Origin of the sequence: Streptomyces sp. NPDC048057 (genome assembly GCF_040653095.1) — a bacterium.
Classification (GTDB): domain Bacteria; phylum Actinomycetota; class Actinomycetes; order Streptomycetales; family Streptomycetaceae; genus Streptomyces.
In genome coordinates, this window is record NZ_JBEZNF010000047.1 from 1 (window position 1) to 22,717 (window position 22,717).

A 22,717-nucleotide genomic window follows, 5' to 3' on the forward strand; every position below is an offset into this window, starting at 1 on the left:
CGCGGAGCAGATCGACACGTCCGGGATGTTCGAGTCCCGGAACCTGATGCCGAAGTTCGACATTCCCGACGGCTACACCGAGACCACCTGGTTCCGCGCCGAAGTGCTCACCGGAATGCGCCGGCGCTATCCCGACGGCTGGGACGAGCGGTATCAGAAGCAGGTTGACTACGAACTCGACATCATCGTCGAGATGGGGTTCCCGGGGTACTTCCTCGTCGTTGCCGACTTCATCATGTGGGCCAAGCGCAACGGCATCGCGGTGGGCCCCGGCCGCGGCTCTGCGGCCGGTTCCCTGGTGTCGTACGCCCTCGGCATCACCGACCTCGACCCCCTGGAACACGGGCTGATCTTCGAGCGGTTCCTGAACCCCGAGCGCGTCTCCATGCCGGACGTCGACATCGACTTCGACGAGCGTCGGCGCGTCGAGGTCATCCGGTACGTGACGGAGAAGTACGGCGCCGACAAGGTCGCCATGATCGGCACCTACGGCACCATCAAGGCGAAGAACGCCATCAAGGACTCGGCCCGCGTGCTGGGCTATCCGTACGCGATGGGCGACCGCATCAGCAAGGCCATGCCCGCGGACGTCGGCGGCAAGGGCATCGAGCTGGCCGGCATCACCGACGCCGCGCACCCCCGCCACGGCGAGGCGGGCGAGGTGCGGGGGATGTACGAGAACGAGCCGGACGTGAAGAAGGTGATCGACACCGCGCGCGGTGTGGAGGGCCTGGTGCGGCAGATGGGCGTGCACGCGGCCGGTGTGATCATGTCCAGCGAGCCGATCGTGGACCACGCCCCGATCTGGGTCCGGCACACCGACGGCGTCACGATCACGCAGTGGGACTACCCGCAGTGCGAGTCGCTGGGCCTGCTGAAGATGGACTTCCTCGGCCTGCGCAACCTCACCATCATGGACGACGCCGTCAAGATGGTGAAGGCGAACAAGGGCGTCAGCCTGGAACTCCTCGCGCTGCCCCTCGACGACGCGCCCACCTTCGAACTCCTCGGCCGTGGCGAGACGTTGGGCGTCTTCCAGTTCGACTCCAGCGCGATGCGGGCCCTGTTCCGGCTGATGAAACCGGACCAGTTCGAGGACATCACCGCGGTCACCGCGCTCTACCGGCCCGGCCCGATGGCCATGAACTCCCACACGAACTACGCCCTGCGCAAGACGGGCCAGCAGGAGATCACCCCGATCCACCCCGAGCTGGACGAGCCGCTGAAGGAGGTCCTGGACCTCACGTACGGCCTGGTCGTGTACCAGGAGCAGGTGCAGAAGGCCGCTCAGGTCCTCGCCGGCTACTCCCTGGGCCAGGCGGACCTGCTGCGCCGCGCCATGGGCAAGAAGAAGAAGGAGGTCCTCGACAAGGAGTTCGTCCCCTTCCGCGCGGGCTGCCGCGAGCGGGGCCATTCGGACGGGGCGATCCAGGCGGTGTGGGACGTGCTGGTCCCCTTCGCCGGCTACGCCTTCAACAAGGCGCACGCGGCGGCGTACGCGCTGGTGTCGTACTGGACCGCGTATCTGAAGGCGAACTTCCCCGCCGAGTACATGGCCGCCCTGCTGACCTCCACCAAGGACGACAAGGACAAGTCGGCGGTGTACCTCAACGAGTGCCGTCGCATGGGCATCAGGGTGCTGCCGCCGAACGTCAACGAGTCCCGGTCCGACTTCGCCGCGCAGGGCGACGACGTGATCCTCTTCGGCCTCTCCGCGGTGCGCAACGTCGGGACGAACGTGGTGGACGCGATCATCCGCAGCCGCCGGGGGAAGGGGCGGTACGCCTCCTTCCCCGACTACCTCCACAAGGTGGAGGCCGCCGCCTGCACCAAGCGCGCCACCGAGTCGCTGATCAAGGCGGGCGCCTTCGACGAGATGGGCCACACCCGCAAGGGGCTGCTCGCCCACCACGAACCGCTGGTCGACAGCGTGCTCGCGGTGAAGCGGAAGGAGGCGGAGGGGCAGTTCGACCTCTTCGCCGGTGACTCCGGTTCCGATCCCGGTTCCGCCTCCGCCTCCGCCTCCGCCTCCGGTTTCGGGCTCGACGTCGAGTTCCCCGACGACGAGTGGGAGAAGTCCCACCTCCTCGCGCAGGAGCGGGAGATGCTCGGCCTGTACGTCTCCGACCACCCGCTCTTCGGCGTGGAACACCTGCTCGCGGCCCGCACCGACACCGCGATCTCCCCGCTCGCCGGCGGCGCCCACCCGGACGGCGCGGTCGTCACCGTCGGCGGCATCGTGACCGCCCTCCAGCGGAAGATGACCAAGCAGGGCAACGCGTGGGCCATCGCCACCGTCGAGGACCTGGCCGGCTCCGTCGACTGCCTGTTCTTCCCCGCGACGTACCAGATGGTCGCCTCCGCCCTCACCGAGGACACCGTCGTCCTCGTCAAGGGCCGCCTCGACAAGCGCGAGGACACCCCGCGCCTGGTCGCCATGGAACTCACCCCGCTGGACCTGGCCGCCGCGGCCGGCGACGCGCCGATCCGTCTCGACATCGACGCCGCGCAGGTCACCCCGCACGCGATCGCCCGCCTCAAGGAAACCCTGCACGCCCACCCCGGCCCCACCCCGGTCCACCTCCGCGTCCACGGCCCCACCCGCACCACGGTCTATCTCCTGGGCTACCGGGTCTCGCCCCGCCCGGCCTTCTGGGCGGACCTCAAGGCGTCGGTGCCGGTGACGTCGGACCGGTGACGTCGATGACGTCGGCGGCGTCGGGTCGGTGACCTCGAATCCCGGCTCGGCGTCGGGTTATCCGTTTGCGATGGAGGCTTCCTTCGGCCAGACCTGGATCAGCCATTGCTCGACACCGCGGTAGTAGAGCTCCTCTCCCACCCGCCGAGCCGCCTCCTCGCGCCCCGAACACGTTGCGCGAACAAGGTAATCCCCCGGCGCGGGAAGCGTGATGGGAGCACCGCAAGGGCCACCGTCCCATTCCCTCAGCCAAACGACACCGGATGGGGAATTCAGCATGACTTGTTGGTACTCGGCCGAGGTCACGGGCTCCTCAGCCCAAACCTCGATGGTGACGTCGGGATAGAAGTCGTTCCCAGCGGTGCTGAAGAGCGCACAGCTCCCCCCGGAGACGACGATTCGTCCGGGAGTCGGCCACCCCGGCGGTGTGGTTGCCGTGGCCCCGTCGTCCAGCAGTTGGAAGTGGCGGTACTCGACGCGGGGGTTCACGCGCTGCTTCTGCAGGGGCTGCTCTGCTCCGGGCACTGTTCCTCCTAGCCAAGGCGGCGCGACAGAGGCCGTCTGCCGCGCCGCTGGTGGCGCTAGTTACTGGTCAGGGCAGAACCAGAGTGTAGAAGGTGTCACCGTCGAGGATCCTCTGACTCCCGTACCAGGTACCGAGCTTTCGACCAGCTGCCTGATTGTCCGAAGAGGTCAGAGCCCGAGCGGAGTACCGGTTATCGCCCGCCGCGGCCCCTTGCAAAGTGGACTGGAACGGATACTCGTCGCAGTCCAGGCCGCGGGCAGAGTAGTTTCCAAAATGCTGCCTGCATGTAGATACCGCCTTGCGGTGGTTGGCTTCACGCAAAGCAGTGTCATGGTAGACGCGGGTGAGCGGCTGCCCGCTGAGCACACCGCCAGGCACCGTTTTCCCCGCGTACATCGGGAAGGTGACGTCAGGCTGATTCTGGGCGTCTTGGATGTGCGTAGCCGACTCATTGACTTCTGGATCAGCCAGCTTGAGGTCGTACCAGAGTTCCGTCGAGAGGTCGAAAACGCAGCCTTGAGTCTGCGGGATGTAGGAGGCGGAGTCGCAGCGGAACCCGTTCCACGACATGTCCACGGTGTTGCCACCCACCACGGACAGTTGGGGAACGAAAGTGTTCCAGCTCAATAGGTCAGTCCCCACCGAGCCCGCCACGGGGGAGGTGAAGCCGAAGTAGGCGCTGGGCATGGCCTGCCACTGGGCGATCGTTGCCGTCTGCTTGTTGGCCGTGTCACCGTTGCACGCGGATCCGCTGGTGACAGTGCATTTCATGTCGAATGTGATCTGTTGAGCCGGTGCCTTGCCACTCACATTCCACTGGTCGAACGACATCGTGAAGCTCGCCTGGCGGGAGCCGTTCCGTCCAAAGCCAACCGTCGTCGCCCGGAACGTGGCCTTCCCGACCTCGGTGCAACTGCCCCCGGACGTACACTCCCGGACGGTCACGATGAAGTTGCCGACGTGACACCAGGAGAAGTGATCCACCACCACCCCTATGTTGCGGTAGGAGAGCGGTAGAGCCTGACATTCTGCGACTCCGGCATTTGCCTGAGTCGCACCCTTTCCGCTTTCGCGTAAAGCCCTGAACTTCTGGGCGGCCTCAAGCCTCTTCTGCGTGGATTCCGCAGATTCCTTCGGGATGGGACCCAGACGATCCTCAGGGTTGAGGGAGCCGGGGTTGGAACGAGGTGGCGCCTTCTGCGGAGTGTCCTCGTGGGCGACGCCGGACTCCTGCTTCTGGATGGCGACGATCGTGCGAGTTCCGCTGTCGGACGCGTGGGCCGAATTAGCCGTCACGGTCAGAGTGGCTGCGACCGCGAGAGCAGATATAAGGCGTACGAATCTGACCATTTCCTTGGACTCCAATTCACCGCCGATATACGGACGTTGAGATGGTAGGGGGCCAAAAGGTACGCCACTACGGGGCTAGGGGAGGATGGCTGAATATTCTGGCCGTAGGTCGATGTGCTCAGCGGGTGCACAACGCCGCCAAGCGAATCCTGTCAGCCAACGTCGTTGCGCCTCCTCGCGGCAACTGCCTTGCTGGCCAGACGTATCGCTGCGATGGCGGGCAGGCAGAACATTCAGCGAGGGAAGTGGCGAGTTCCGTATCCATGCCAAGGGTCTATCTGGAACTGATCATCACGGTGTGATTGACCGATTCGGATGCCGGAATGGATCGTGCGAACGGTCGGAAACACGGCTGTACAACCGCTGACTGATAGCAGGGGCACGCTGACACCTTCTGCCGCGAACCCCTCGATGCCCGTCCGGTGCCGCCGTTCATGAAAGGGCGGTGCGGCGAAACCTCGTGCCTTCGGGCTTTCAGTGACAGACCGACATGGATCGGTTGATCCAGGAGAGGGGGCAGTGGCATTGGCCGCACCGGCGGACCGGTGATCTCCGCTGCCGGGGGGCGTGTTTCAGCCGCGCCCGTACCGGAGTTACGCCCCCATATGCCCGGACCTGCACACCCAGCCCTCTCTCCCGTAACACCGGTCGCTTCCGTCACACAGCAAGGTGGCCACCGATCGACCGTCGACCCCCGGGGCCGGAACCTCCGTGTCAGGGTGGGGGACATTACGTAACCGTCTTGCGGAAAAATGAAGGAGCGTCAGTCAGTTGAGGAGCGGTCCACCGTGTGGCCCGTTCGAACCACCCGGCCCGCGCGACCAGTTCGATGATGGTGTGTCAATCGAACAGGCGGGGGCGGCAGCCCGGGGCCGACGGCCCGCGGCGTACTGACCCACGAGCCAGCATCGCGCACGCCGCGCAGGGCGCGCTCCGGCAGCGGAGGCGGCCGTCCTTTCGCGGGACCGGCAAAGAGGGCTTCCCGCAGGTCACAGCCGCCACCGACGCGGCCGGGCGCGACCAAAAGCCGTCCTTGTCGAGACGGGTGCGGCGACCTAGATTCCTGATCACGCCGGTTGACAGGATCATGACCCGCCACATTCGGGGTCGGACGCGTCGGCGCCACCGAGGGCCCGTCGTGCGGAACGGGCTGGAGGTGGGCCGGGGGCGCCTCCCGGTCCCACGGGGCCGAGCGGCGCCCGCCGGCCTCGGATCCACGCGGAGGCGAGCAGTGAAGACCAAGCGCACAACCCCCCACGACGGCCTTCCCCCCTCCCGACGAGCACGGCCGAGCGCCGGCACCGTCGGTGCGTCGGCCGTCGCCGCGCTTGTCGCTCCCACCGACGTGGCCGGGTCGGGCGGTGGTGGCGCGCTCACCGTGCCACCACTGTCCGGCCGGCGGGCGCCCCGACGGAGCGGGTGAACGCCGACCGCCGCACGCGTTCACCCGACAACGACCGCGCGGGCCCGGAGGCCCCCTGTCGGCGGGGGGCCTCCGGGCCCGCGCCCCGCTGGGTCGTGTCCGGCCGGGCCCACACATACGCCAGGGCCCGCACAGCGCTGTCAGAACGTCCAGTACACGGGGGACGTGCCGGTTCGCCGGAGGGTGTGGGTGCCGCAGGATCCGATGGTGAGGGTGTAGACGCCGGGCCGGGGTCGGTGGGCGGCGGCCCACTGGACGGCGAGGTCGAGGCGTTCGGTCCACAGGTCCCTCGCGCCGCCGTGCTCGACGGTGACGCGGTCACCGGCCTGAGGGGTGATTCTGGCCCACGATCCGGACGACGGGTGGACGAGGCCGTGCACCAGCGTGGCGGGGTCCGTCTCGAACGACATCGACAGCACGTCGTGCTGAAGCATCCAGACCTCGTGGGCCAGGGTGTGGATGACTTCGTCGGCGGGAACGGGGATGCCCATCTCCCGGCGGGTGCCGGTTTCCTTCATGATCAGCCCGGTGAACTGCCCTGCTGCGGGGGCGGTGTGGTCGGGCGCCGGGCGGGCCCGCATGAACATGGCGTCGTCGGGGAGGAAGCGACCCTCGGCGGTGCCGTCCTGGTCGACGGTGAGGCGGACGACGCCGTTGCCGATGTTCGTCACGATGGTGCCGCCGGGGCGGACCTGACGGGTCCAGGCGATGGGGAGGCGGTCGACGCCGCAGGTGGCGAGGATGCCGTCATACGGGGCACCCGCGAGATGTCCTTGGGTGCCGTCGCCGGTGACGACGGTGGGGTGGTGGCCGATGTCGGCCAGGCGTAGGCGTGCGGTGGCGGTCAGTTCCGGATCGACGTCGATGGTGGTGACCTGGACCGCGCCGAGCAGATGGCACAGCAGGGCCGTGTTGTATCCGGTGCCGGTGCCGATCTCCAGGATTCGGGCGTCGGCGGGGACGGCGAACGCCTCCAGCATCCGGGCCATCACCGACGGCTGGCTTGACGAGCTGATCGGTGTGCCGGCGTCGTCGTGCCGGATGGTGAGGGTGGTGTCGGTGTAGACGGCGTCGAGGTAGTCGGCATCGCCGGGCTCGACCGCGCGGCGGCCGTCGGGTCCGCTCAGGGTGAATCGGGGGACGAAGATCTCCCGGGGGACGGTGGCGAATGCCTCGTACCAGGGCGACCCCTCGGTCAGCATGCCTTCGGCGGTGAGGGTGTCGGCCAGGCGCCGGCGAGCTTCCGCGGAGTCGGGTGATGCGGTGGCGGTGGGCATGGGGGAATCTCTCCTTGCAGGACGTCGGCGATGGCTCGGGTGATCGGCTCGCGCAGGTGGGGGATGAAGCCGTACTGGCCGTTGGGGTTCACATCGACTGCGTGCCAGCCCCCTTGGTGGTCAACGAGGAAGTCCATCGCCACGTAGCGGAGACCAAAGGTGCGCATGAGGGCTCTCACACCCCGGCGAACGGTCTTGGGCACGTGTTCGCAGGGGGCGTAGGTGAGCGCGTCATAGTCCCGACGGAAGTCGGACCGGGACGCCTCGGACCCGGCATGGATCTCACCGGCGAACAGCCGGTCGCCCACTGCGGTCAGGCGAACCTCGTACGCCTTGTCGACCCATGCCTGGAACAAGTGGGCGGTGACGGCGATGTCCGGGGTGATCTGATCGGCGGTGACGAGCGTCGTCCACAGCGCATGCCGCTGCCCCCGGTGTGCTCCCGGCGCGCTGTTTCCCAGCGGCTTGTAGGCCGCCCGGCCGCCAGGAAGGGCGGAGACGAAGTCGCGTGCTTCCGCGGGGTCGTTGGTGATCAGGGTGGAGGGGACGGTCAGGCTGCTACGGGCGGCCTCGGCCAGGGCCACGGGAACGCAGTCCGCGACGGCGTTGCGGTGCGGATGGTTGACCCAGGTGCAGGACAGCGAGGTGAGCACGCCGCCGAGTCCGGCTCGGGCCTCGGCCTGCGCCCAGCGGGCGTCCTCAACAGAGAGGCCGGGGCGCAACCGGTTCCCTGTGGGGCGGCGGTAGTACACGGACGTGACTGCTTCGAGCGGAAGGTCCCGGTGCTGCCCCCGCCACACGCCCTCCCAGCCGGTTCGCCCGGGATCGAGCCGTGCGGTGAGCACGCTGGACTCGGGGAAGTCGCCGGGGTCGAGCCGGACGATCGGTACACCGCGTGCGGACAACTCGGCGACGATCATGTCCGCAGTGGCGTCCATGCGGCGGCGGGTCAGCACCAGGACCGTCATGATCCACTACCCCCTTGGGTCAGTCGGTGTCGTTGTCCGTGTCCGTCGCGAGCTGCATGTCCTCCCGCGTCTGGGACGTGGTCGTGAACGCGGTCTTCATGGACGGGGCGTGGATGAAGGGCTCCCCGCCGTCGGTGACGGTGAGCTGGCGCTCGGGGCAGAAGGCCAGGGGGCTGTCGGGTTCCTCGGCCACGGCGACCGGGGTGGCCAAGGTCAGCCCGAACGGGCGGACCGTCGACGCCGCCGGGTCCGGCTGTGGCCCCAACGCTGAAACGTCCGAGCTGGTGATCATGGTCGGTGCGAGGGTGTTCATGTGCGTCTCCTCGAACTCTGCGTGCGGTCCCGGCCCGGGCAGACACCCGAGGGGGAGAGCCGCGGGACTCTCCCGACCATGGCGTCTCACCCTCGGCCGGGCGAAGCCCCCACCTCGTAGTCCAAGGTGGTTGTCAAGCCCCCGGCTGTCCCCTTCCGTTGCGCTGCCGTATCGGGTCCTGCGCCCTTTCGTCGCCCGTCACGTGGCTTCTACACTCCGCGACGATCGCGTTCGTCCCGGCCCAGGAGGTCCCGGTGTCCCCAACCCCGGACAACGACCATCCTCTCGTTCACGCCCGTCGGCGTTGGGGCTTGTCGCAGCAGATGCTCGCGGACCGCATTCGCGAAGCCGGGCACAGAGCACGGATCAATGTGGCCACCACGAAGAAGACCGTCTCCTGCTGGGAACACGGCCGGACTCCCGACGAAGTGACGCAACGTCTGATCGCCGTCGTCTTCGGCGTGGCCGAACAGGCCAGGCAAGCGATGCCATGGCCGTACTGGTTGCCCGGTCCCGACCTTCCCGAGCTGTACCGGCCCTGGACCGCCGTCGGTACCGTGGCCGTACTCGACGACGTGCTGAGGAGCGGCCGAATGGACCGTCGGAAGTTCATCATCGTCTCCGGTGTCACTCTGACCGCGCTTCTCCACGACTGGCTCACCGCGAACCCCGACATCGCCCACGCCACCGCCCAAGGTGGCCGCCGCGTCAGCGCGTCCATGGTCGACCGCATCGCGGCGCGCATCTGCGAACTCCAGCGCGATGACGACGCTTACGGCGGCGGGGACCTGATCACCGAGGCGGAAGCCCACCTCTCCCTCGTCCACCAACTCCTCGCACACAGCTCCTACACCAGCGCCCAAGGCGCCCGCCTCCACGCCCAAGCAGCCGATCTGGCACGCATGTGCGGATGGATGGCCTTCGACGCCGGACGCCACGCCGCCGCCCAGCGCTACTTCAACGCCGCCCTCCGGGCAGCCCGCACCAGCGGCGACGCACTGCTCTGCGCCAACGTCTTCGCGTTCGCCGCCGTCCAGCACTACTCGGTGGGAAACCCCCACGATGCCGACGCGATGATCCGGACCGCGCAAGTCGCCGTCCGCGGCCAGAGCACCCCCGTCGTCGACGCCATGCTCTCCGCCCGCCAGGCACGAGCTCTCGCCAAAGCGGGCGACGCCCGCGCCTGCTACCGCGCGCTGAACCAGGCAGTCGACCATCTCGCTGCTGGCCGCCGGGACAACGACCCCACCTGGTCCTACTGGGTCGAGAAGCCAGAGATCGACATGCTCACCGGCTCCTGCCTCCTCGATCTGGGCCACCCCCGCGATGCCCAGACGAAGTTCACCGAAGCCCACGCGTCCTACGGCGACGGATACACCCGCACCCGCGCGCTCTACCTCTCCCGGATGGCCACCGCCCACTACCAGCAGGGCGATCTCGACGGCGCCTGTCATACCGGGATGCAGGCCCTCGACCTCCTCGACACCCTCAATTCCCCCCGCAGCAACGACCACGTCCGAGACCTCGCGGCATCCATGGACCACCACGGCGCGGTATCGGTCGTACGGGAGTTCAGAGAACGAGTCGCCGAGGCAGTGAGCCTTTGGCGTTGACGCTCCGGGGTGAGGACGGCTGCGGTGATGGCAGTCATGCGGTTGGGGGTGCAGCGGGCTCGGCGGAAGATTCGCCAGGACTTCAGTCACCTGTGGAGTGAGTCCTCACTCATTGACGGAGTGAGGACTCACTCCGCACTCTCGTCGTCATGACAGCACCCAAGGAAAGCCCGTCCGCACGCCGTCGCGCCCCCGGCATGTCCCCGGAGCAGCGGCGCGCGATGATCATCCAGACCGCGATCCCGCTGATCGCCGAGTACGGCTCCGCGGTGACCACCGCGAAGGTCGCCCGCGCTGCGGGAATCGGGGAGGGCACCATCTTCCGCGTCTTCGCCGACAAGGACGAACTGCTGCAAGCCTGCCTGGCGGAGGCGCTCTCGCCCGAGCACGCGGTCCGCGAACTCGGCGCGATCGACGTGTCCCAGCCGCTGCCCGACCGACTTGTGGAGGCGGCCCAGGCCCTCCAGGCGCACCTGGACCGCATGGGCGCGATCGCCGGCTCGCTGCACGCCTCCGGACACCGCGGCGGCAAGCACGCCGGCACGGTGCGCGGCGCCGGCCGCGAGGAGTCGACGACCCGCATCCGTACGGCCATCGCGGAACTGCTGGAGCCCGACAAGGCCACCCTGCGCCGGCCGCCGGAGCAGATCGCGGCCCTCTTCTTCGGGCTGCTCTTCACGCAGCCGCACATCGAGGACGAGCCGGAGCTGACCACGCAGGAACTGGTGGAGATCTTCCTGCACGGCGCGGTCGCGGAAGGCGCCAAGTGAACGTGCGCGAACGACGCTCGGCGGTCACGGGCCTCGCGGTCCTCGCGCCCCTCCTGGTGTGGCTGGTCGCGGACCCGATGCTGGGCCGGCGGCTGGAGATCGCCAACGGCGACGAGACCCTGGAAATCGGCGCGGTGGCGGTCGCGTTAGTCGCCCTGCTGGTCGCCCTCGCCGGCTGGGGCCTCCTGGCCGCGCTGGAACGGTTCGGGGTACGCCGCGCCCGCGCCGTCTGGACCGGCGTGGCCGTCGCCGTACTGGCCCTCTCCTTCCTCCCGCTCACCGGCGACATGGCCGGCGGCACCCGGGCCGCGCTGACCCTGATCCACCTGGCGGTGGCGGCGGTGCTGATCCCGGGTTTGCGCGGGGCGCTCCCGCCGTCGCCTTCACCTCGTCCGTAGCGGAGGCCGAGCATGAAGGTGCCCCGCCGACGCCTGAGAAGGGGCGCTCGGCGGGGCACTTTCTGCGTGCCACGTCAGGGGTGTTCGTCGGGGAAGTGGGTGGGGGGTGGTGGGTCGGGGAGTATGCCGTATTGGTGGTCGACGGTGGTTCGTTCGTGGCGGGCGGCGGTGGTCATTTCCTCGTCGGTGGCTTCGAGGTCGCGGTATCCGTCGTCCATGGCGAGGCCGAGGAAGTGGGTGAAGGCTGCGCGGGGGGTGACGATGACGCGGTGGGGTGCGTTGCTGTCCCAGAGCCGGACCATGCGGGTGCCGTCGGGCATGGCGTGGGTGGGTTCGACGTTGAGCGTCATCGAGGACTCCGCTTGTGGGGTGGGGGTGTTCGGCCCCGGTCGCCCGGGGGCAGGGGCGTGCCTCGCGGGCGACCGGGACCAGGAGCAAGGGGGATCACCGTCCCCCTCACCCCTACCGCCCTCGCGTAATTCTCTTCGGCGCCAGGGAAACGCCGTTACGCGCGAGCGGAGTTGTGGGTGGTTACGGGGTGCGTCTGCTGCTGAGCGCGTTCAGCTCGGCGAGTGCGGACCCGAGTCGGTCGTCCAGGGTGGCGGTACGGACGTTCTCCCGCCGCGCGTCCCACTCACATCCGCCGTGGCGCGGACGCAGCATGACCAGTGACCCGTAGACGTCCATGACCACACCGCACCGCTTCTCCACGGTGTCGTACGCGAGTGCGCCGACTGCGAGTTCGCCAGGCATGACGACTCCTCTCCGTAGTGGTTTCACTACCAAGTGCTGTCAGGTTGGCCTAGAGTCGGGCACATCTTCAACCTGTTGCGACTACGGGAAGATTTGAAGTGGGCCATGAATCGCAAGGAACTTGACCCTCAGTCCTCTCCCGCTGCGGCATTCGGTGCACAACTCCGCAGTTCACGAGAGGCACAAGGATGGATTCAAGATCAGCTAGCCGAGCGTATGGGTTACTCGGGAACCCACGTATCCGCCGTGGAAACGTGCCGCAAATCCCCAACCGAGAAATTCGCGCAGCGGGCTGACGCGGCGCTGAGCACGGGTGCGACCTTTCAGGTGATGTGGCAGGCCATCCGGAAGGTTGTGTTGCTGGAGGGCTTCCCGGAGTACCTGCAAGAGGAGGTTCGGGCGATGAGGCTGCGCACGTTCGAACTCGGGGTTGTTCCAGGCGTCTTCCAGACCTCTCGGTACGCCGAAGCGCTCGCGGCTGCGGACGTGCAGCGAGGTGTGATCGGAGCCGAGTTGGCTGCCGAGCGGGTTGCCCTTCTGCGCACGCGCCAGAAGCGGCTGCTGACCGGGCAGAGTGCGCCGCTGGTCTACGCAGTGCTGGACGAGAGCTGCCTGCGCCGAAGGGTCGGCGGACACGATGTGATGTCAGAGCAACTCGACTCCTTGATGCGGCACGCCCAGGCACCTCGCGTGACGGTTCAAGTCGTCCCGTTCAGCCTCGGCGACCTGCGCCCGCTGTTGCTCCCCGTGGTCTTGCTATCGATGCGGGACCGCACGGTAGTTGGCTATACGGAGTCGGCCAGCCGTGGCTACCTGGAGCGGGACGAGGACCTCATCCACACATGGGAGAGGGCCTACGATCACTTGCAGGCAGGAGCACTGTCTCCGTCGGCATCCCTGCAAGCCATCGGTACCGCTCGGAAGGAACTTGAACATGAACGTTGACCCGACGGCTGACTACTGGGTGAAGTCGTCCTACAGCCAACAAGGGGGCAACTGCGTCGAGTGGGCACCGGCCTACGCGTCCGCAGCCGGCGTCGTCCCCGTCCGTGACTCCAAGGTCCCGGCCGGCCCGGTCCTGCGCGTCCCCGCAGACGCGTTCGCCACCTTCGTGGCCGGCATTAAGGACGGTTCGGTCTGACGACCGACCCCGTACCACCGCGAGGGTGCCCCGCCGAGTCCCATTCTCTGGCTCGGTGGGGCATCCTCGCTTTGTGCGTCGCTCATGCGTCGTGCGGAACGAAGGGGAGTCGTACATGAGCAGCATGCCCGGCAAGGACGACGGGACGTGGTTCTTCCCGTACGGGCTGGACCGGGAGGTGTCCGACGCGTTGCGCACCCGGGACGGGGACCGGCGGCTCGACGCCCGGCGGGACGCTGCTCGGGCGCTCGAACGGGACGGGGTCACGAGCACGTCCCGCGCCTCCTCGCCGGCGGACCGGCAGCTCGCGGAGTCCGTCGTCGAGGCCGGGCGCTCCGCCGTTGCCGCGTGCCAGGGGCGGGGCTTCACGCAGAAGGAGCTGTGGGAGGTGCACGCCCACATCGCCGGTCGGATGTGGCTGGGCGTGCACCTCATGGACGGCGGGGGCGGGCTGCCGGACGAGGAGCGCACGGACCGTCAGGCGTACGTCACGCGGCTCCGCGACGAGCTGCGCGCCATCGCCGACCTGCTGCCGGCCCACGCCCCCGATCCCGCTGGCTGACCACGCCTCACGGCGGGTCGACCGGTGCGAAATGGCGGTCGAGCGTGATCGTCATGAACATGTCGCCCTCGTAGGGTGGCGTGTCACTGACCAGGCCCTGCTGAGGGTCGATCCACACGACCCTGTCGTTGTGGTTGACGCCGTTGACGGCGTGGACATTGTTCGTCTTCGTGTTTCTGAACACCACGATGCTGGCTGCGCCGTGTCCCGAGCCCCTCAGGCGGTTCGCCACGACCTGCCACCGATCCTGGACCTGCTGCCCCGTCTGCGCCTCGGTGGTCCTCCAGTTGGTGCCCAGCCATTGCTTCGTCCGGTCGGGGCCGTCCGTTTCGACGTCGTTCTTGCCCTTGTCGTGGACCGGGGCTGCCACCGTGGGGTTGCCGGACCACGAGGCCATGAAGCTGCGCGCCGCGTCGATGCAGTTGCGCTCGTACCCATCCTTTTTGGCCCGTTGGCTGTTGATGCCCTTCACCCAGGCGGCAGGGCCTTCGGTGCCGACTTCGTCCTGGGGGACCTTGTTGAGGCGCGCGGAGAGCGAGTCGATGAGGGACTTGTGGATCGTGATCGGGTTGGGGAACTGTTCGTTGGCGCCGGTCGCGGTCTTGGGGAAGACCTTTTCCAGGTGCTCCTGGTCCTTCGCCCTGGGTTGCCGCAACTGGCCGGGACCGAACTGCCGCTGGTTGTTGCGCAGCACCCGCTGCACGGGCAGGCCGTGCCCGGGTGCGGCATCGCCGACGTGCCGCCGTGCCGCCAGCGCCCGGGTGACGGCCGCGTTGCCGGCGGTGCGCTGGAGGGCCAGGACGTCGGCGCCGCCGCGGGGGAGGCCGGGGATCTCCGGGCCCGCCCGGTCCCTGACCGGTGCGGCGGCGCCGACGGCCCGTGCTGGCGGGCGTGATCGGGCACGGGCCGCTGAACGGGACCGTTCCGACAGCTCGTTCTCATGCATCGCGGCACCACCTCTCGGTTGGCCTCGTGAGACTCGTCGGGTCTCGTCGGGCCCGGTCCGGTCTATCAAGGGGGCGCAAGGTGGTGGGAGGCCCGGAAGGGCAGCCTTCCGGGCCGGGCCGAACGGACCACCCACCGGCACGGTGAGCGGGGTGTCCGCACAGCGAGGTCATGCCCTTGACGACCAGCGCGCCGTTGCGGTGCAGGGCCGTGGTGTACGCGTGCGTCAGGGCTGCGGCGGTGCTGAGGAAGCGGCGGCCTCTTCGGGGCGCCGACACGGGAGAGGGCTGGCGGGCCCGCCGTTGGTCGTGGCGGGCCCGTCGGTCGGGCTATTCCCTGAGGCTTCGCTGCTTCCACTCGCCGCCGTGCCATTCGATGATCAACAGGTACTCGCGGTACTTCTGGACGTTGTAGAAGAAGGTGCCGCAGCCGCCGTCTCCGCCGTCGGACGCCCTGCCCAGGATCACGTTCTGACCGGTGTCGTCGTAACCGCGCAGGGTGCCCGTCACACCGTGACCGTCGGCCTTCCGGTCGCACACTTCGAAGCGGTCGCCGTCGTCGATGTGCTTGATGTAGCCACGGTCGTTCACCCACAGCGTGGCGTTCGCCGCGTGGGCGGAGCTCGTCATGCTGAGCGTCAGCGCGGTCGCGGCGGTGGCGACCGCCAGTCCGCGGGCTATCCGATTTCTCGTCATGTCTTTTCCCCCGGTGAGTGGTTCATGATCTCGCCGGGCAGCCTACGCACAGCGTCGACCGGTCGCGGGCTCGGCGGCCGGTGGGCGACCGTCACCACAACTGCGGCGCTTGCGGTTGGTGGCCTGGTCGGGGAGGGTGCGGGAGCACGGCCCGGGGGCCACGGCGACGCGCCCGTATCACGCGGACATGTCGAACGACTTGTACATGTGGACGTCCTCCGCGCCGCCCGGGAAGCCGAGCGTCCGGCCCGTCTCCACGTAGCCGTGCCGCTGGTAGAACCCGGGCGCCTGGAACGTGAACGACGACACGCACGCCCGGTCGCAGCCGCGCCGCCGTGCTTCCTCCTCGGCGGCGAGCAGCAGCTTGCTGCCCCAGCCGTCGCGACGGCTGTCCTCGCGCACCCACACCATGTCGATCCCGAACAGCCCGCCCCACGTCCAGCCGGTCAGCCCCGCGACGACCTCGCCCGCGGCGTCCACCACCTTCACCGACAGGCTCGTCTGGTCGGCGGCGGTCGTCCCGGTCGCGGGGAAGTTCACCGCGTCGAGCCCGTCGGACAGGCACTGGCTCAGGTCCGCATCGCGCTCGCCCACGCTGAGGACGGGGCTGTCGCTGTCATGATCATGTGACATGTTGCACAGTGTGGCACTCGGCCACACCGATGAGTTCGACGGGTGACTCGTGTCATATTCGCTGATCACGCGGCGATGACGGAGAAGGGGTCCCATGAGCACGAACACCACGGGCGGGTCGACGGGTGGGGCCAAGGGCCCCGCGAGTTACTTCCCGGCGATCGAGAAGAAGTACGGGCGCCCGGTCGAGGAGTGGCTGGAGTTGATCCGCGCGTCCCCCCTGACGAAGCACATGGAGCTGGTCGCCTGGCTGAAGACCGACCACGCCCTGGGCCACGGCCATGCGAACGCGCTGGTGGCGTACGTCTTGAAGGAGCCGCGCGGGGAGTAGCCCCGGGGCCTGGACTCCGGGGCGGGGACCTGCGCGCCCAGCCGCAGGAGGGCCGCAGAGACCCGGCCGAGCGGTCGGGTCAGCGGGCCCGGTCGCCCTCTGCCGCTTCGGCGCGCGCGAGGTATCCGGGGTGCTGGCCGATCTTCCCGTAGACGGCCTCACCCAGGTCGTAGAACTCACGTGTGAGGGGGCCGGGGTCGGCGAGAGGTGACGTGAGGGCGCCGAACGTGTACAGCGCAAGACGGGGCATGCATCTCTCCCTGGTCGGGGGCGCACGGGTGCGGACCCGCGTTCGGTGGCTCACGCATGGGGCGGGGGTTCGTGGGGCGTGACCAGCTCATCCCGTCGCGGGTGGCTCAGCCCGGAGGAACTCCCATGCGACCGTGGGCGATCGCCGAAGACCAGGTGAAGGTAGCTGCCTCTGCGAGCCGTGTCGAAGTTGCGTCTTCCCCGTCCGAGTGGCCTCCTGACCCGGTCGTCACGGGGCTCGGGTTCACGGACGGTCCGCCTCCGTGGCCGGGGACGTGGGCGAAGGCACCGACTCGCTCGGCTCGCCCTTCGCGACCACCTGCGGCGGGCGGACCGTCAGCGTCCGCACGCCCCGGTCGCACAACGCGGCCCCCGTCGCCGCCAGGCTCAGCACCGCACCGCCCAGCAGCGTCGCGCGCATCCCGTACCGCTCGGCGAGCGGGCCCGCGGCCATCTCGCCCAGGGGGAGCGCGAGGAGCGAGCCGAGGATGTCGTACGAGTAGACGCGGGCGAGCCGGTCGGGCGGGACGTTCTCCTGGAGGGAGAGGTCCCAGGCGACGCTGAACTGCTCGATCGCCATGCCGTTCACGAACATCGCGACGACGAGCAGCGCGACCGGCGCCGCCTCCGCGAGGGCGATCAACGGCAACACGTCGAGGGCGATCACGGCGACGCCGATGCGCAGCATGTGGCGCGAGCGCGACCGGGCCACGACGAAGCCGCCGACGAAGGCGCCCACCATCTGGGAGGCGAGGACCAGGCCCCATGCGGTGCGGCCGAAGGTGTCGTCGGCGATCGTCGGGCCGAGGACGTGGATGCCGCCGGAGGTGACCGCGTTCACGACGAAGAACTGGGCGACGACCATCCACACCCAGGAGCGGGAGGTGAACTCGCGCCACCCCTCCGCGAGTTCGGCCAGTGGCCGGGACCTCGGCGGCGCCTTTGCGGCGTCGTCCGCCGCCCGCGGGGGGAGTCGGATCCCGTGGTAGGCGAGGCCGGCGCAGACGAAGACCGCCGCGTTCACCGCCATGCCCCACCCGGGGCTGAGCAGCGAGGCGAGCAGCCCGCCGAAGGACGCGCCCACGATCATGCCGAGGTTGACGCCCATGCGGGTCACCGCGTTCGCGCTGCGCAGCATGTCCTTCGGCGCGACGAGCGGCACGAGCGCCGCCGTCGCGGGCATCGACATCGCGGACATCGCGCCGTTGACCACGCTGAGCACGATGAGCAGCGGTACGGAGGACGTGCCCAGCAGCAGGACCGCGGCGACGGCGGCCTGGGAGAGCGCCGCGGCGGCGCTGGTGCCCTGGAGGATCAGGGGGCGCGGCAGCCGGTCGGCGAGCAGCCCACCGAAGAGGACGAGGACGACGGTCGCGATGGAGCGCGCGCCGACGACCAGCCCGAGGCTGACCGCGGAGCCGGTCAGGTCGAGCACGGCGAAGGCCAGGATGATCGGGGCCATGGCGTTCGCGAGCTGGGTGAGGGTGCGACCGGTGGCCAGCCAGCGGAAGGGCCGGTGCCGCAGCGGTGCGAACAGCGACACCGGTGCCGGCGCGACGGCTTCGAGGTCCGGGGAGTCGCTCATCGGGCGCCACCGCGGGACGCCGCCCCGTCTTCCGGCGCGGGCGTCTTGAGTTCCTCGCCCCGCCCCACCATCGGGAACAGCATGACCGTCGCGCTGACCCGTACCGCCTCCGCCGTGCCGGGCGGCAGCGCCTCCTCGTGCAGGACGCGGCCCAGCTCCGCCGCGAGCGCCTTCACCCGTTGCCACGACTCCGGCGCCAGTGTCAGCTCGGCGTCGGTGAAGTCGCCCGCCGCGCCCGGCAGCCGTTCGCGGCTGCGCCGGACCAACTCGTCGGCGAGTACGGACGCGACGGCGCGGTGGTCCGCGCCGGATCCGACGGGCAGACGCTCGCCGCTGTCGGGCATATGCCGGTAGCGTTTGGCCTTCCCGCCGCGTACGGACGTCTCCTCGACGAGGTCGAGCAGTCCGACGGCGTGCAACTGGCGCATGTGATAGCTGACGTTCGCCTGGGACTCCCCGAGTTCCCGGGCGGCCTCCGCGCTGCTCATCGGCGCACCGGTGAGCAGGGAGAGCAGCCGCAGCCGCAGGGGGTGCGCGAGGGCGCGGAGCCCGCTGAGGGGCGGATGGTGGTCGGCACCTGACATGCCCGGCAGTCTGCGCCCTCCCCCCATCACTGTCAAAGACTTATTTTGGGGTTGGTCGCGAACTGCTGCGAAAAGCTTCACCGGCGACGCCCCCGGCGATGTCTCCGATGGCGCCTTCGATGACGCCTTCGGCGACGCTCCGATGGCGTTGCCGCCAAGGGTGACCCGTACCGTATACCCCGATATAGCCTCCCTCCATGACCTGGCTTCGCGCGCTGAAGGAGACCGCGCGCTTGGGACTCACCGTCGAACGACAGGGGCTCGAACCGCTCGTCGCACTGCGCGGCGCAGCCGGTCTGGCGATCGTCGTCATCGGGACCCTCGCGCTCTTCGGGCCACTCGTCGCCGTCAGCTCCGCCTTCGGCGCCTTCCAAGCCGTGATCGCGACCTTCCAACGCTCCTGGCGGCCCCGGCCGGTGCTCGCGCTCGCGTCCGGCGGCAGCCTCGCCGTCTCCACCTTCATCGGCTACCTCACGGCCAGCCACCCCGCGCTCTTCGCCGCCCTGATCGCCCTGTGGACCTTCGGCGCCGGGCTCTGCTGGGCCCTCGGGCCCACCGTCGGCATCATCGCCTCCTCCAACGTCGCGATCATGCTGGTCACGATCACCCTGCCCACCTCCGTCGCCGCCGCGGCCGGCCACGCCGCGGTGATCGCCGCCGGCGGACTCGTCCAGGCCGCGCTGATCCTGCTCTTCCCCGTACGACCCTGGGGCGCGCAGCGCGACGCGCTCGCCGACGCCCTCGCCGCGGAGGCCGACTACGCGCGCCGACTGCGCCACGACCCCACCGCCCCCTTCGACCCGGCGCCGCTGATGCTGGCCCGCAGCGCCGCCGCGGTGAGCCCGCGCCAGGCCCGCCGCCGCCCCGCCGAGCTGCACGGCACGCGCGGTATCGCCGAACGCATCCGGCCCGTGCTCGCCTCGCTCGCCGACCCCTGCGTCGGCGTCCCGGAAGAGGGCCCCGAACGGGCCCGGGTACGCGAACTCCTCGCTGCCGCAGCCGTCGTCCTGGACGCCGCCGCCCACGCCGTGCGCCACGGCGAACCCGCACGGCTGCCCGCACCCGCGCTCGCCGCGCTGCGCACTCCGGACACCGGCGCGGTGCTCGCCGGCCCGCCGCGCCGCGCCGCGGTCCGCCTCTCCGCACTCCTCGACGACGTCACGGAGACCGCCCGCGGCGAAGGCACCGCCGACGGACACCGGGCCCGTCCCTCCCTGCTGCGGCTGCTGCCGTCCGCCCTGCGCACCGTCCGCGCCGAACTGCGCCGCGGCTCACCGGTGCTGCGGCACGCCGAACGCTCGGCCACGGTCGTCGTCGCCAGCTACCTCGCCGGCGCGGCGCTCCCGCTCGGCCACGGCTACTGGGCGCCGATGACCGCCGTGATGGTGATGCGCCCCGACTTCTCCCAGACGTACGCCCGCTCCGTCGCCCGCTTCGGCGGCACGCTCGTCGGCGTCGGCCTCGCCACCGCCGTCGCGGAGGCGGCGAACCCGGGCCCCTACCCGTCCGCCGCCCTTGCGGTGGTCTGCGGCTTCGCCACCTACCTGGTGCTGCGCACCGGTTACGCGGCGGCCAACGTCGGCATCTCCGCGTACGTCGTCTTCCTCCTGCACATGGGCGGCGAGGAGGCCGGCCAGACGGTGCCCGAACGCATCGTCCTCACCCTCATCGGCGGCGTGCTGGCGATGCTGTCGTACGCCGTCTACCCGGCCTGGGAGACCCCGCGGCTGCGCAACCGCCTCGCCGACTGGCTGAAGGCGGACTGCCGGTACGCCGCCGCGGTCGTCGACCACTACGCCCGCCCCGCCGAGACGGACGCGGCGAAACAGGACATCCGGCAGGCGCTGCTGGCCGCCCGGGACGCCCGGGTGGCCTGGCAGGACGCCCTGCAACGGGCCGCCAACGAACCCGTCCGCAGTCGCGGCCTGTCCCGCGGCGCCGCGGACGCCGCCGGCGAAGCGCTCTCCCAACTGGGCCGCGGCGCCATGCTCCTGGAGGCCCACCTACCGGCCCACGAAGACGCACCCGTCCCCGCCGCCGCAACCCTGGCGGAAGCCCTCCGCCACGACGGCGAACGCGCGGCCCGCGCGGTGCGCGAACGACGCGTGCCCCGCTGGGACGGGGTGACGGAGGCCCTGTCCCAATGGGCGGCCCAGGCTCCGCCGCAGCAACAGGACGTCGAAGAGGAGTACGACGTACTGGACACGGCGACGGCGCAGATCGGCCGGGCACTGGAGGAGTTCACCGCGACGCTCGCGGCGGAGGCGAAGAGGTAGGGGAGAACTTCCCGTGGCGGCGGCGTCGCCCGTTGCCGCGGCCGGCGGCCCGCCGGTCGGACGTGGCAACGGGGAAGACGTCCCCCGCCTTCACGACATCGAGTGCTGATGATGCGTCAGAAGGCTGCGGCACGTGCACCGGATTCGACATCCGTCGCCGTGCTCAGATCGCATCGGATCGGATCGGACGGGCTCGTTCCGCTCGTCGCGTTCCGTTCGGCCCGTGTCGATGCACAAGCGCTTTCGGGTGCGACGGGGGAGGCGCGCAGGGGCTGTCGTGGCGGGTGTTGGTGGAATGACCGCACTCGGCGGCCTCTGGTCGCGCGTCGTCCTGCTCATCACCCGTCATTACGTGGAAACTGGAGCCTGCGGGGCTCGCTCCGCGTCTCATCCAGTGCACGGGGGCCCTCACCGGGCGGCGCTTCGAGCGCCGAGCGGGACCGTTCGATGCGTAACCGAAACAACACCCCGCGTGCACGTGCATCTGCGCGTGCGGATGCTCGCGCATGCGCACGCGAAACACAGCTATGATCCCCGACAGTTGACACATGCACCTTGTACCTCGGGAGCTACACGTGCACCACGCGTACAACGGCATGGCGGCCACGGAGCTTCCCGGGGTCGTCTGGCAGAAGAGCAGGCACAGCAACTCCCAGGGCTCCTGCGTGGAGTTCGCCAAGCTGCCCGGCGGTGGCGTGGCGATGCGCAACTCGCGCCACCCGGAGGGGCCCGCGCTCATCTACACGCCCGCCGAGATCGAAGCCATGATCCTGGGCGTGAAGGACGGGGAGTTCGACCACCTGATGGCGGACTGACGCCGGGAACCCGGCCGTACGCAGCAGTTTCCCGGAAGGTAGCCGGACAAGAAGACGGGCCCGCCCCCTAGGGGGCGGGCCCGTCTCCGCCGGTCGGCTCGCGCCGCCGGCCGCAACCGCTCAAGCCAGCCTGAAAAGCGCCCACACGACCTTGCCGTGCAGCGCTCCGGCGAGCGGGTGCCATCCCCAGGCATCACTGAACGAGTCGACGAGGAAGAGCCCGCGGCCCGACTCCGCCGTGTCGCACGCCTCCGGGAGCAGCGCGAGGCCCTGCGGCGCCGCGCCCTGGGGCGTCACGCCGTCCGTGTCGAAGTCGAACGCCTCGGTGTCGGCGTCCGTGTCGGCGGCGGCGCCGAAGTGCGTCCCCGGGGTCTTCGGGCTGGGGTCGCGCACCGCGATGACCAGTCGGCCCGGCCAGCGCATCAGGTGCAGCCGCACGGGCGAGTCGTACCTCTCGTACGTCTCGTGCGCGGGCTCGTCCGGCAGGGCGTGCCGCAGTGCGTTGGTGACGAGTTCGGAGACGACCAGGGTCACGTCGTCGTAGCGCTCCTGCAACTCCCAGTCCCGCAGGGTCGCGCTGGCGAACTGCCGTGCCGCGCGCACTGCTTCGTGGCGGCCGGGCAGCGAGCAGGACGCCGAGCTGACGGCCCGTGCGGAATCGATGGGGGGAAGCCCTTGCCTTAAGGGCTTGAGCATGGTCGATCCATTCGTCCCCATGCGAGGCACTCCCCCGGGAATCGCAGCTGTGACGCTTTAACACGAACGGGCACGCTGTACGCGGGACCATGGTTGCCAATGCTTACGGCAGATGC

Annotated in this window: 22 protein-coding genes and 1 pseudogene; 10 read left to right on the forward strand and 13 right to left on the reverse strand. The window is 69.7% G+C overall.

Annotated elements, in window-relative coordinates; translation table 11 throughout:
* Nucleotides 1-2,698 (forward strand): DNA polymerase III subunit alpha (gene dnaE / locus AB0E05_RS34330; protein WP_361971123.1); only part of this gene is annotated, 2,698 nt, incomplete at its 5' end.
* 592 nt (nucleotides 2,699-3,290) lie between these two features.
* On the opposite strand, the gene AB0E05_RS34335 is transcribed toward dnaE, so the two are convergent.
* From AB0E05_RS34335 to tgmA, 4 genes are all read right to left on the reverse strand, one after another.
* Nucleotides 3,291-4,589 carry a NucA/NucB deoxyribonuclease domain-containing protein gene (locus tag AB0E05_RS34335; RefSeq protein ID WP_361971125.1) on the reverse strand — a complete coding sequence of 433 codons (1,299 nt, stop codon included), beginning with the start codon at nucleotides 4,587-4,589 and terminating at the stop codon, nucleotides 3,291-3,293.
* Nucleotides 4,590-6,137: 1,548 nt separating this feature from the next.
* Nucleotides 6,138-7,274, reverse strand: a complete 1,137-nt coding sequence (locus AB0E05_RS34340; protein ID WP_361971127.1) for a methyltransferase domain-containing protein — start codon at nucleotides 7,272-7,274, stop codon at nucleotides 6,138-6,140.
* Nucleotides 7,193-8,242 (reverse strand): ATP-grasp ribosomal peptide maturase, encoded by a 1,050-nt coding sequence (gene tgmB / locus AB0E05_RS34345; protein ID WP_361971128.1) that lies wholly within the window; start codon nucleotides 8,240-8,242, stop codon nucleotides 7,193-7,195. Before tgmB ends, AB0E05_RS34340 begins: the two co-directional genes overlap by 82 nt.
* A gap of 19 nt (nucleotides 8,243-8,261) precedes the next feature.
* Nucleotides 8,262-8,555 (reverse strand): putative ATP-grasp-modified RiPP, encoded by a 294-nt coding sequence (gene tgmA, locus AB0E05_RS34350; RefSeq protein ID WP_361971129.1) that lies wholly within the window; start codon nucleotides 8,553-8,555, stop codon nucleotides 8,262-8,264.
* Nucleotides 8,556-8,926: 371 nt separating this feature from the next.
* On the opposite strand from tgmA, the gene AB0E05_RS34355 reads away from it, so the two are divergent.
* The 3 genes from AB0E05_RS34355 to AB0E05_RS34365 all read left to right on the forward strand — a co-directional run bounded on the left by AB0E05_RS34355 (nucleotide 8,927) and on the right by AB0E05_RS34365 (nucleotide 11,336).
* Nucleotides 8,927-10,168, forward strand: a complete 1,242-nt coding sequence (locus AB0E05_RS34355) for an XRE family transcriptional regulator (RefSeq protein WP_361971131.1) — start codon at nucleotides 8,927-8,929, stop codon at nucleotides 10,166-10,168.
* 149 nt (nucleotides 10,169-10,317) lie between these two features.
* The gene (locus AB0E05_RS34360; protein ID WP_361971133.1) at nucleotides 10,318-10,938 is read left to right on the forward strand and encodes a TetR/AcrR family transcriptional regulator; all 621 of its coding nucleotides are present in this window, start codon (nucleotides 10,318-10,320) and stop codon (nucleotides 10,936-10,938) included.
* Complete coding sequence (locus tag AB0E05_RS34365; protein ID WP_361971135.1) at nucleotides 10,935-11,336, forward strand: DUF6069 family protein; 402 nt, start codon at nucleotides 10,935-10,937, stop codon at nucleotides 11,334-11,336. The genes AB0E05_RS34360 and AB0E05_RS34365 overlap by 4 nt, the downstream gene beginning before the upstream one ends.
* A 74-nt stretch (nucleotides 11,337-11,410) precedes the next feature.
* Here the strand turns inward: AB0E05_RS34365 and AB0E05_RS34370 are convergent, their stop codons facing one another.
* Both AB0E05_RS34370 and AB0E05_RS34375 read right to left on the reverse strand, forming a co-directional pair.
* Nucleotides 11,411-11,686 (reverse strand): hypothetical protein, encoded by a 276-nt coding sequence (locus tag AB0E05_RS34370; RefSeq protein WP_361971137.1) that lies wholly within the window; start codon nucleotides 11,684-11,686, stop codon nucleotides 11,411-11,413.
* Between the two features lie 181 nt (nucleotides 11,687-11,867).
* Nucleotides 11,868-12,089: a hypothetical protein gene (locus AB0E05_RS34375; RefSeq protein ID WP_361971139.1), complete on the reverse strand. Its 222-nt coding sequence runs from the start codon at nucleotides 12,087-12,089 to the stop codon at nucleotides 11,868-11,870.
* 105 nt (nucleotides 12,090-12,194) lie between these two features.
* Between AB0E05_RS34375 and AB0E05_RS34380 the strand changes: the two genes are divergently transcribed.
* From AB0E05_RS34380 to AB0E05_RS34390, 3 genes are all read left to right on the forward strand, one after another.
* Nucleotides 12,195-13,034 carry a helix-turn-helix transcriptional regulator gene (locus AB0E05_RS34380; protein WP_361971141.1) on the forward strand — a complete coding sequence of 280 codons (840 nt, stop codon included), beginning with the start codon at nucleotides 12,195-12,197 and terminating at the stop codon, nucleotides 13,032-13,034.
* The gene (locus tag AB0E05_RS34385) at nucleotides 13,024-13,230 is read left to right on the forward strand and encodes a DUF397 domain-containing protein (RefSeq protein WP_361971142.1); all 207 of its coding nucleotides are present in this window, start codon (nucleotides 13,024-13,026) and stop codon (nucleotides 13,228-13,230) included. The genes AB0E05_RS34380 and AB0E05_RS34385 overlap by 11 nt, the downstream gene beginning before the upstream one ends.
* 115 nt (nucleotides 13,231-13,345) lie before the next feature.
* Nucleotides 13,346-13,792 carry a hypothetical protein gene (locus AB0E05_RS34390; RefSeq protein WP_361971144.1) on the forward strand — a complete coding sequence of 149 codons (447 nt, stop codon included), beginning with the start codon at nucleotides 13,346-13,348 and terminating at the stop codon, nucleotides 13,790-13,792.
* Between the two features lie 7 nt (nucleotides 13,793-13,799).
* On the opposite strand, the gene AB0E05_RS34395 is transcribed toward AB0E05_RS34390, so the two are convergent.
* From AB0E05_RS34395 to AB0E05_RS34405, 3 genes are all read right to left on the reverse strand, one after another.
* On the reverse strand, nucleotides 13,800-14,738 hold the full coding sequence (locus AB0E05_RS34395) for a toxin glutamine deamidase domain-containing protein (protein ID WP_361971146.1): 939 nt from the start codon (nucleotides 14,736-14,738) through the stop codon (nucleotides 13,800-13,802).
* 328 nt (nucleotides 14,739-15,066) lie between these two features.
* Nucleotides 15,067-15,432, reverse strand: coding sequence for a hypothetical protein (locus AB0E05_RS34400; protein ID WP_361971148.1), 366 nt, complete (start codon nucleotides 15,430-15,432; stop codon nucleotides 15,067-15,069).
* A gap of 177 nt (nucleotides 15,433-15,609) precedes the next feature.
* Nucleotides 15,610-16,065, reverse strand: a complete 456-nt coding sequence (locus AB0E05_RS34405) for a GNAT family N-acetyltransferase (RefSeq protein ID WP_361971150.1) — start codon at nucleotides 16,063-16,065, stop codon at nucleotides 15,610-15,612.
* Between the two features lie 94 nt (nucleotides 16,066-16,159).
* Here AB0E05_RS34405 and AB0E05_RS34410 point away from each other — a divergent pair, with 94 nt between their 5' ends.
* Nucleotides 16,160-16,396: a DUF4287 domain-containing protein gene (locus AB0E05_RS34410; protein WP_361971152.1), complete on the forward strand. Its 237-nt coding sequence runs from the start codon at nucleotides 16,160-16,162 to the stop codon at nucleotides 16,394-16,396.
* A gap of 88 nt (nucleotides 16,397-16,484) precedes the next feature.
* Here AB0E05_RS34410 and AB0E05_RS34415 read toward each other — a convergent pair.
* The 3 genes and pseudogenes from AB0E05_RS34415 to AB0E05_RS34425 all read right to left on the reverse strand — a co-directional run.
* Nucleotides 16,485-16,646 (reverse strand): annotated as a pseudogene (locus AB0E05_RS34415) (DUF3291 domain-containing protein); the annotation flags it as partial.
* Nucleotides 16,647-16,889: 243 nt separating this feature from the next.
* Nucleotides 16,890-18,230, reverse strand: coding sequence for an MFS transporter (locus tag AB0E05_RS34420; protein ID WP_361971154.1), 1,341 nt, complete (start codon nucleotides 18,228-18,230; stop codon nucleotides 16,890-16,892).
* A complete protein-coding gene (locus AB0E05_RS34425; protein WP_361971156.1) occupies nucleotides 18,227-18,814 on the reverse strand; it encodes a helix-turn-helix domain-containing protein in 588 nt (195 codons plus the stop codon). The genes AB0E05_RS34420 and AB0E05_RS34425 overlap by 4 nt, the downstream gene beginning before the upstream one ends.
* A gap of 197 nt (nucleotides 18,815-19,011) precedes the next feature.
* Between AB0E05_RS34425 and AB0E05_RS34430 the strand changes: the two genes are divergently transcribed.
* Together AB0E05_RS34430 and AB0E05_RS34435 are read left to right on the forward strand one after the other, a co-directional pair.
* On the forward strand, nucleotides 19,012-21,090 hold the full coding sequence (locus AB0E05_RS34430) for an FUSC family protein (protein WP_361971158.1): 2,079 nt from the start codon (nucleotides 19,012-19,014) through the stop codon (nucleotides 21,088-21,090).
* 575 nt (nucleotides 21,091-21,665) lie between these two features.
* Nucleotides 21,666-21,905 carry a DUF397 domain-containing protein gene (locus AB0E05_RS34435; RefSeq protein WP_361971194.1) on the forward strand — a complete coding sequence of 80 codons (240 nt, stop codon included), beginning with the start codon at nucleotides 21,666-21,668 and terminating at the stop codon, nucleotides 21,903-21,905.
* Nucleotides 21,906-22,025: 120 nt separating this feature from the next.
* Here AB0E05_RS34435 and AB0E05_RS34440 read toward each other — a convergent pair whose 3' ends face one another.
* Entirely contained in the window at nucleotides 22,026-22,622 is a 597-nt protein-coding gene (locus tag AB0E05_RS34440; RefSeq protein ID WP_361971160.1) for an ATP-binding protein, read from the reverse strand.
* Nucleotides 22,623-22,717: the final 95 nt, after the last annotated feature.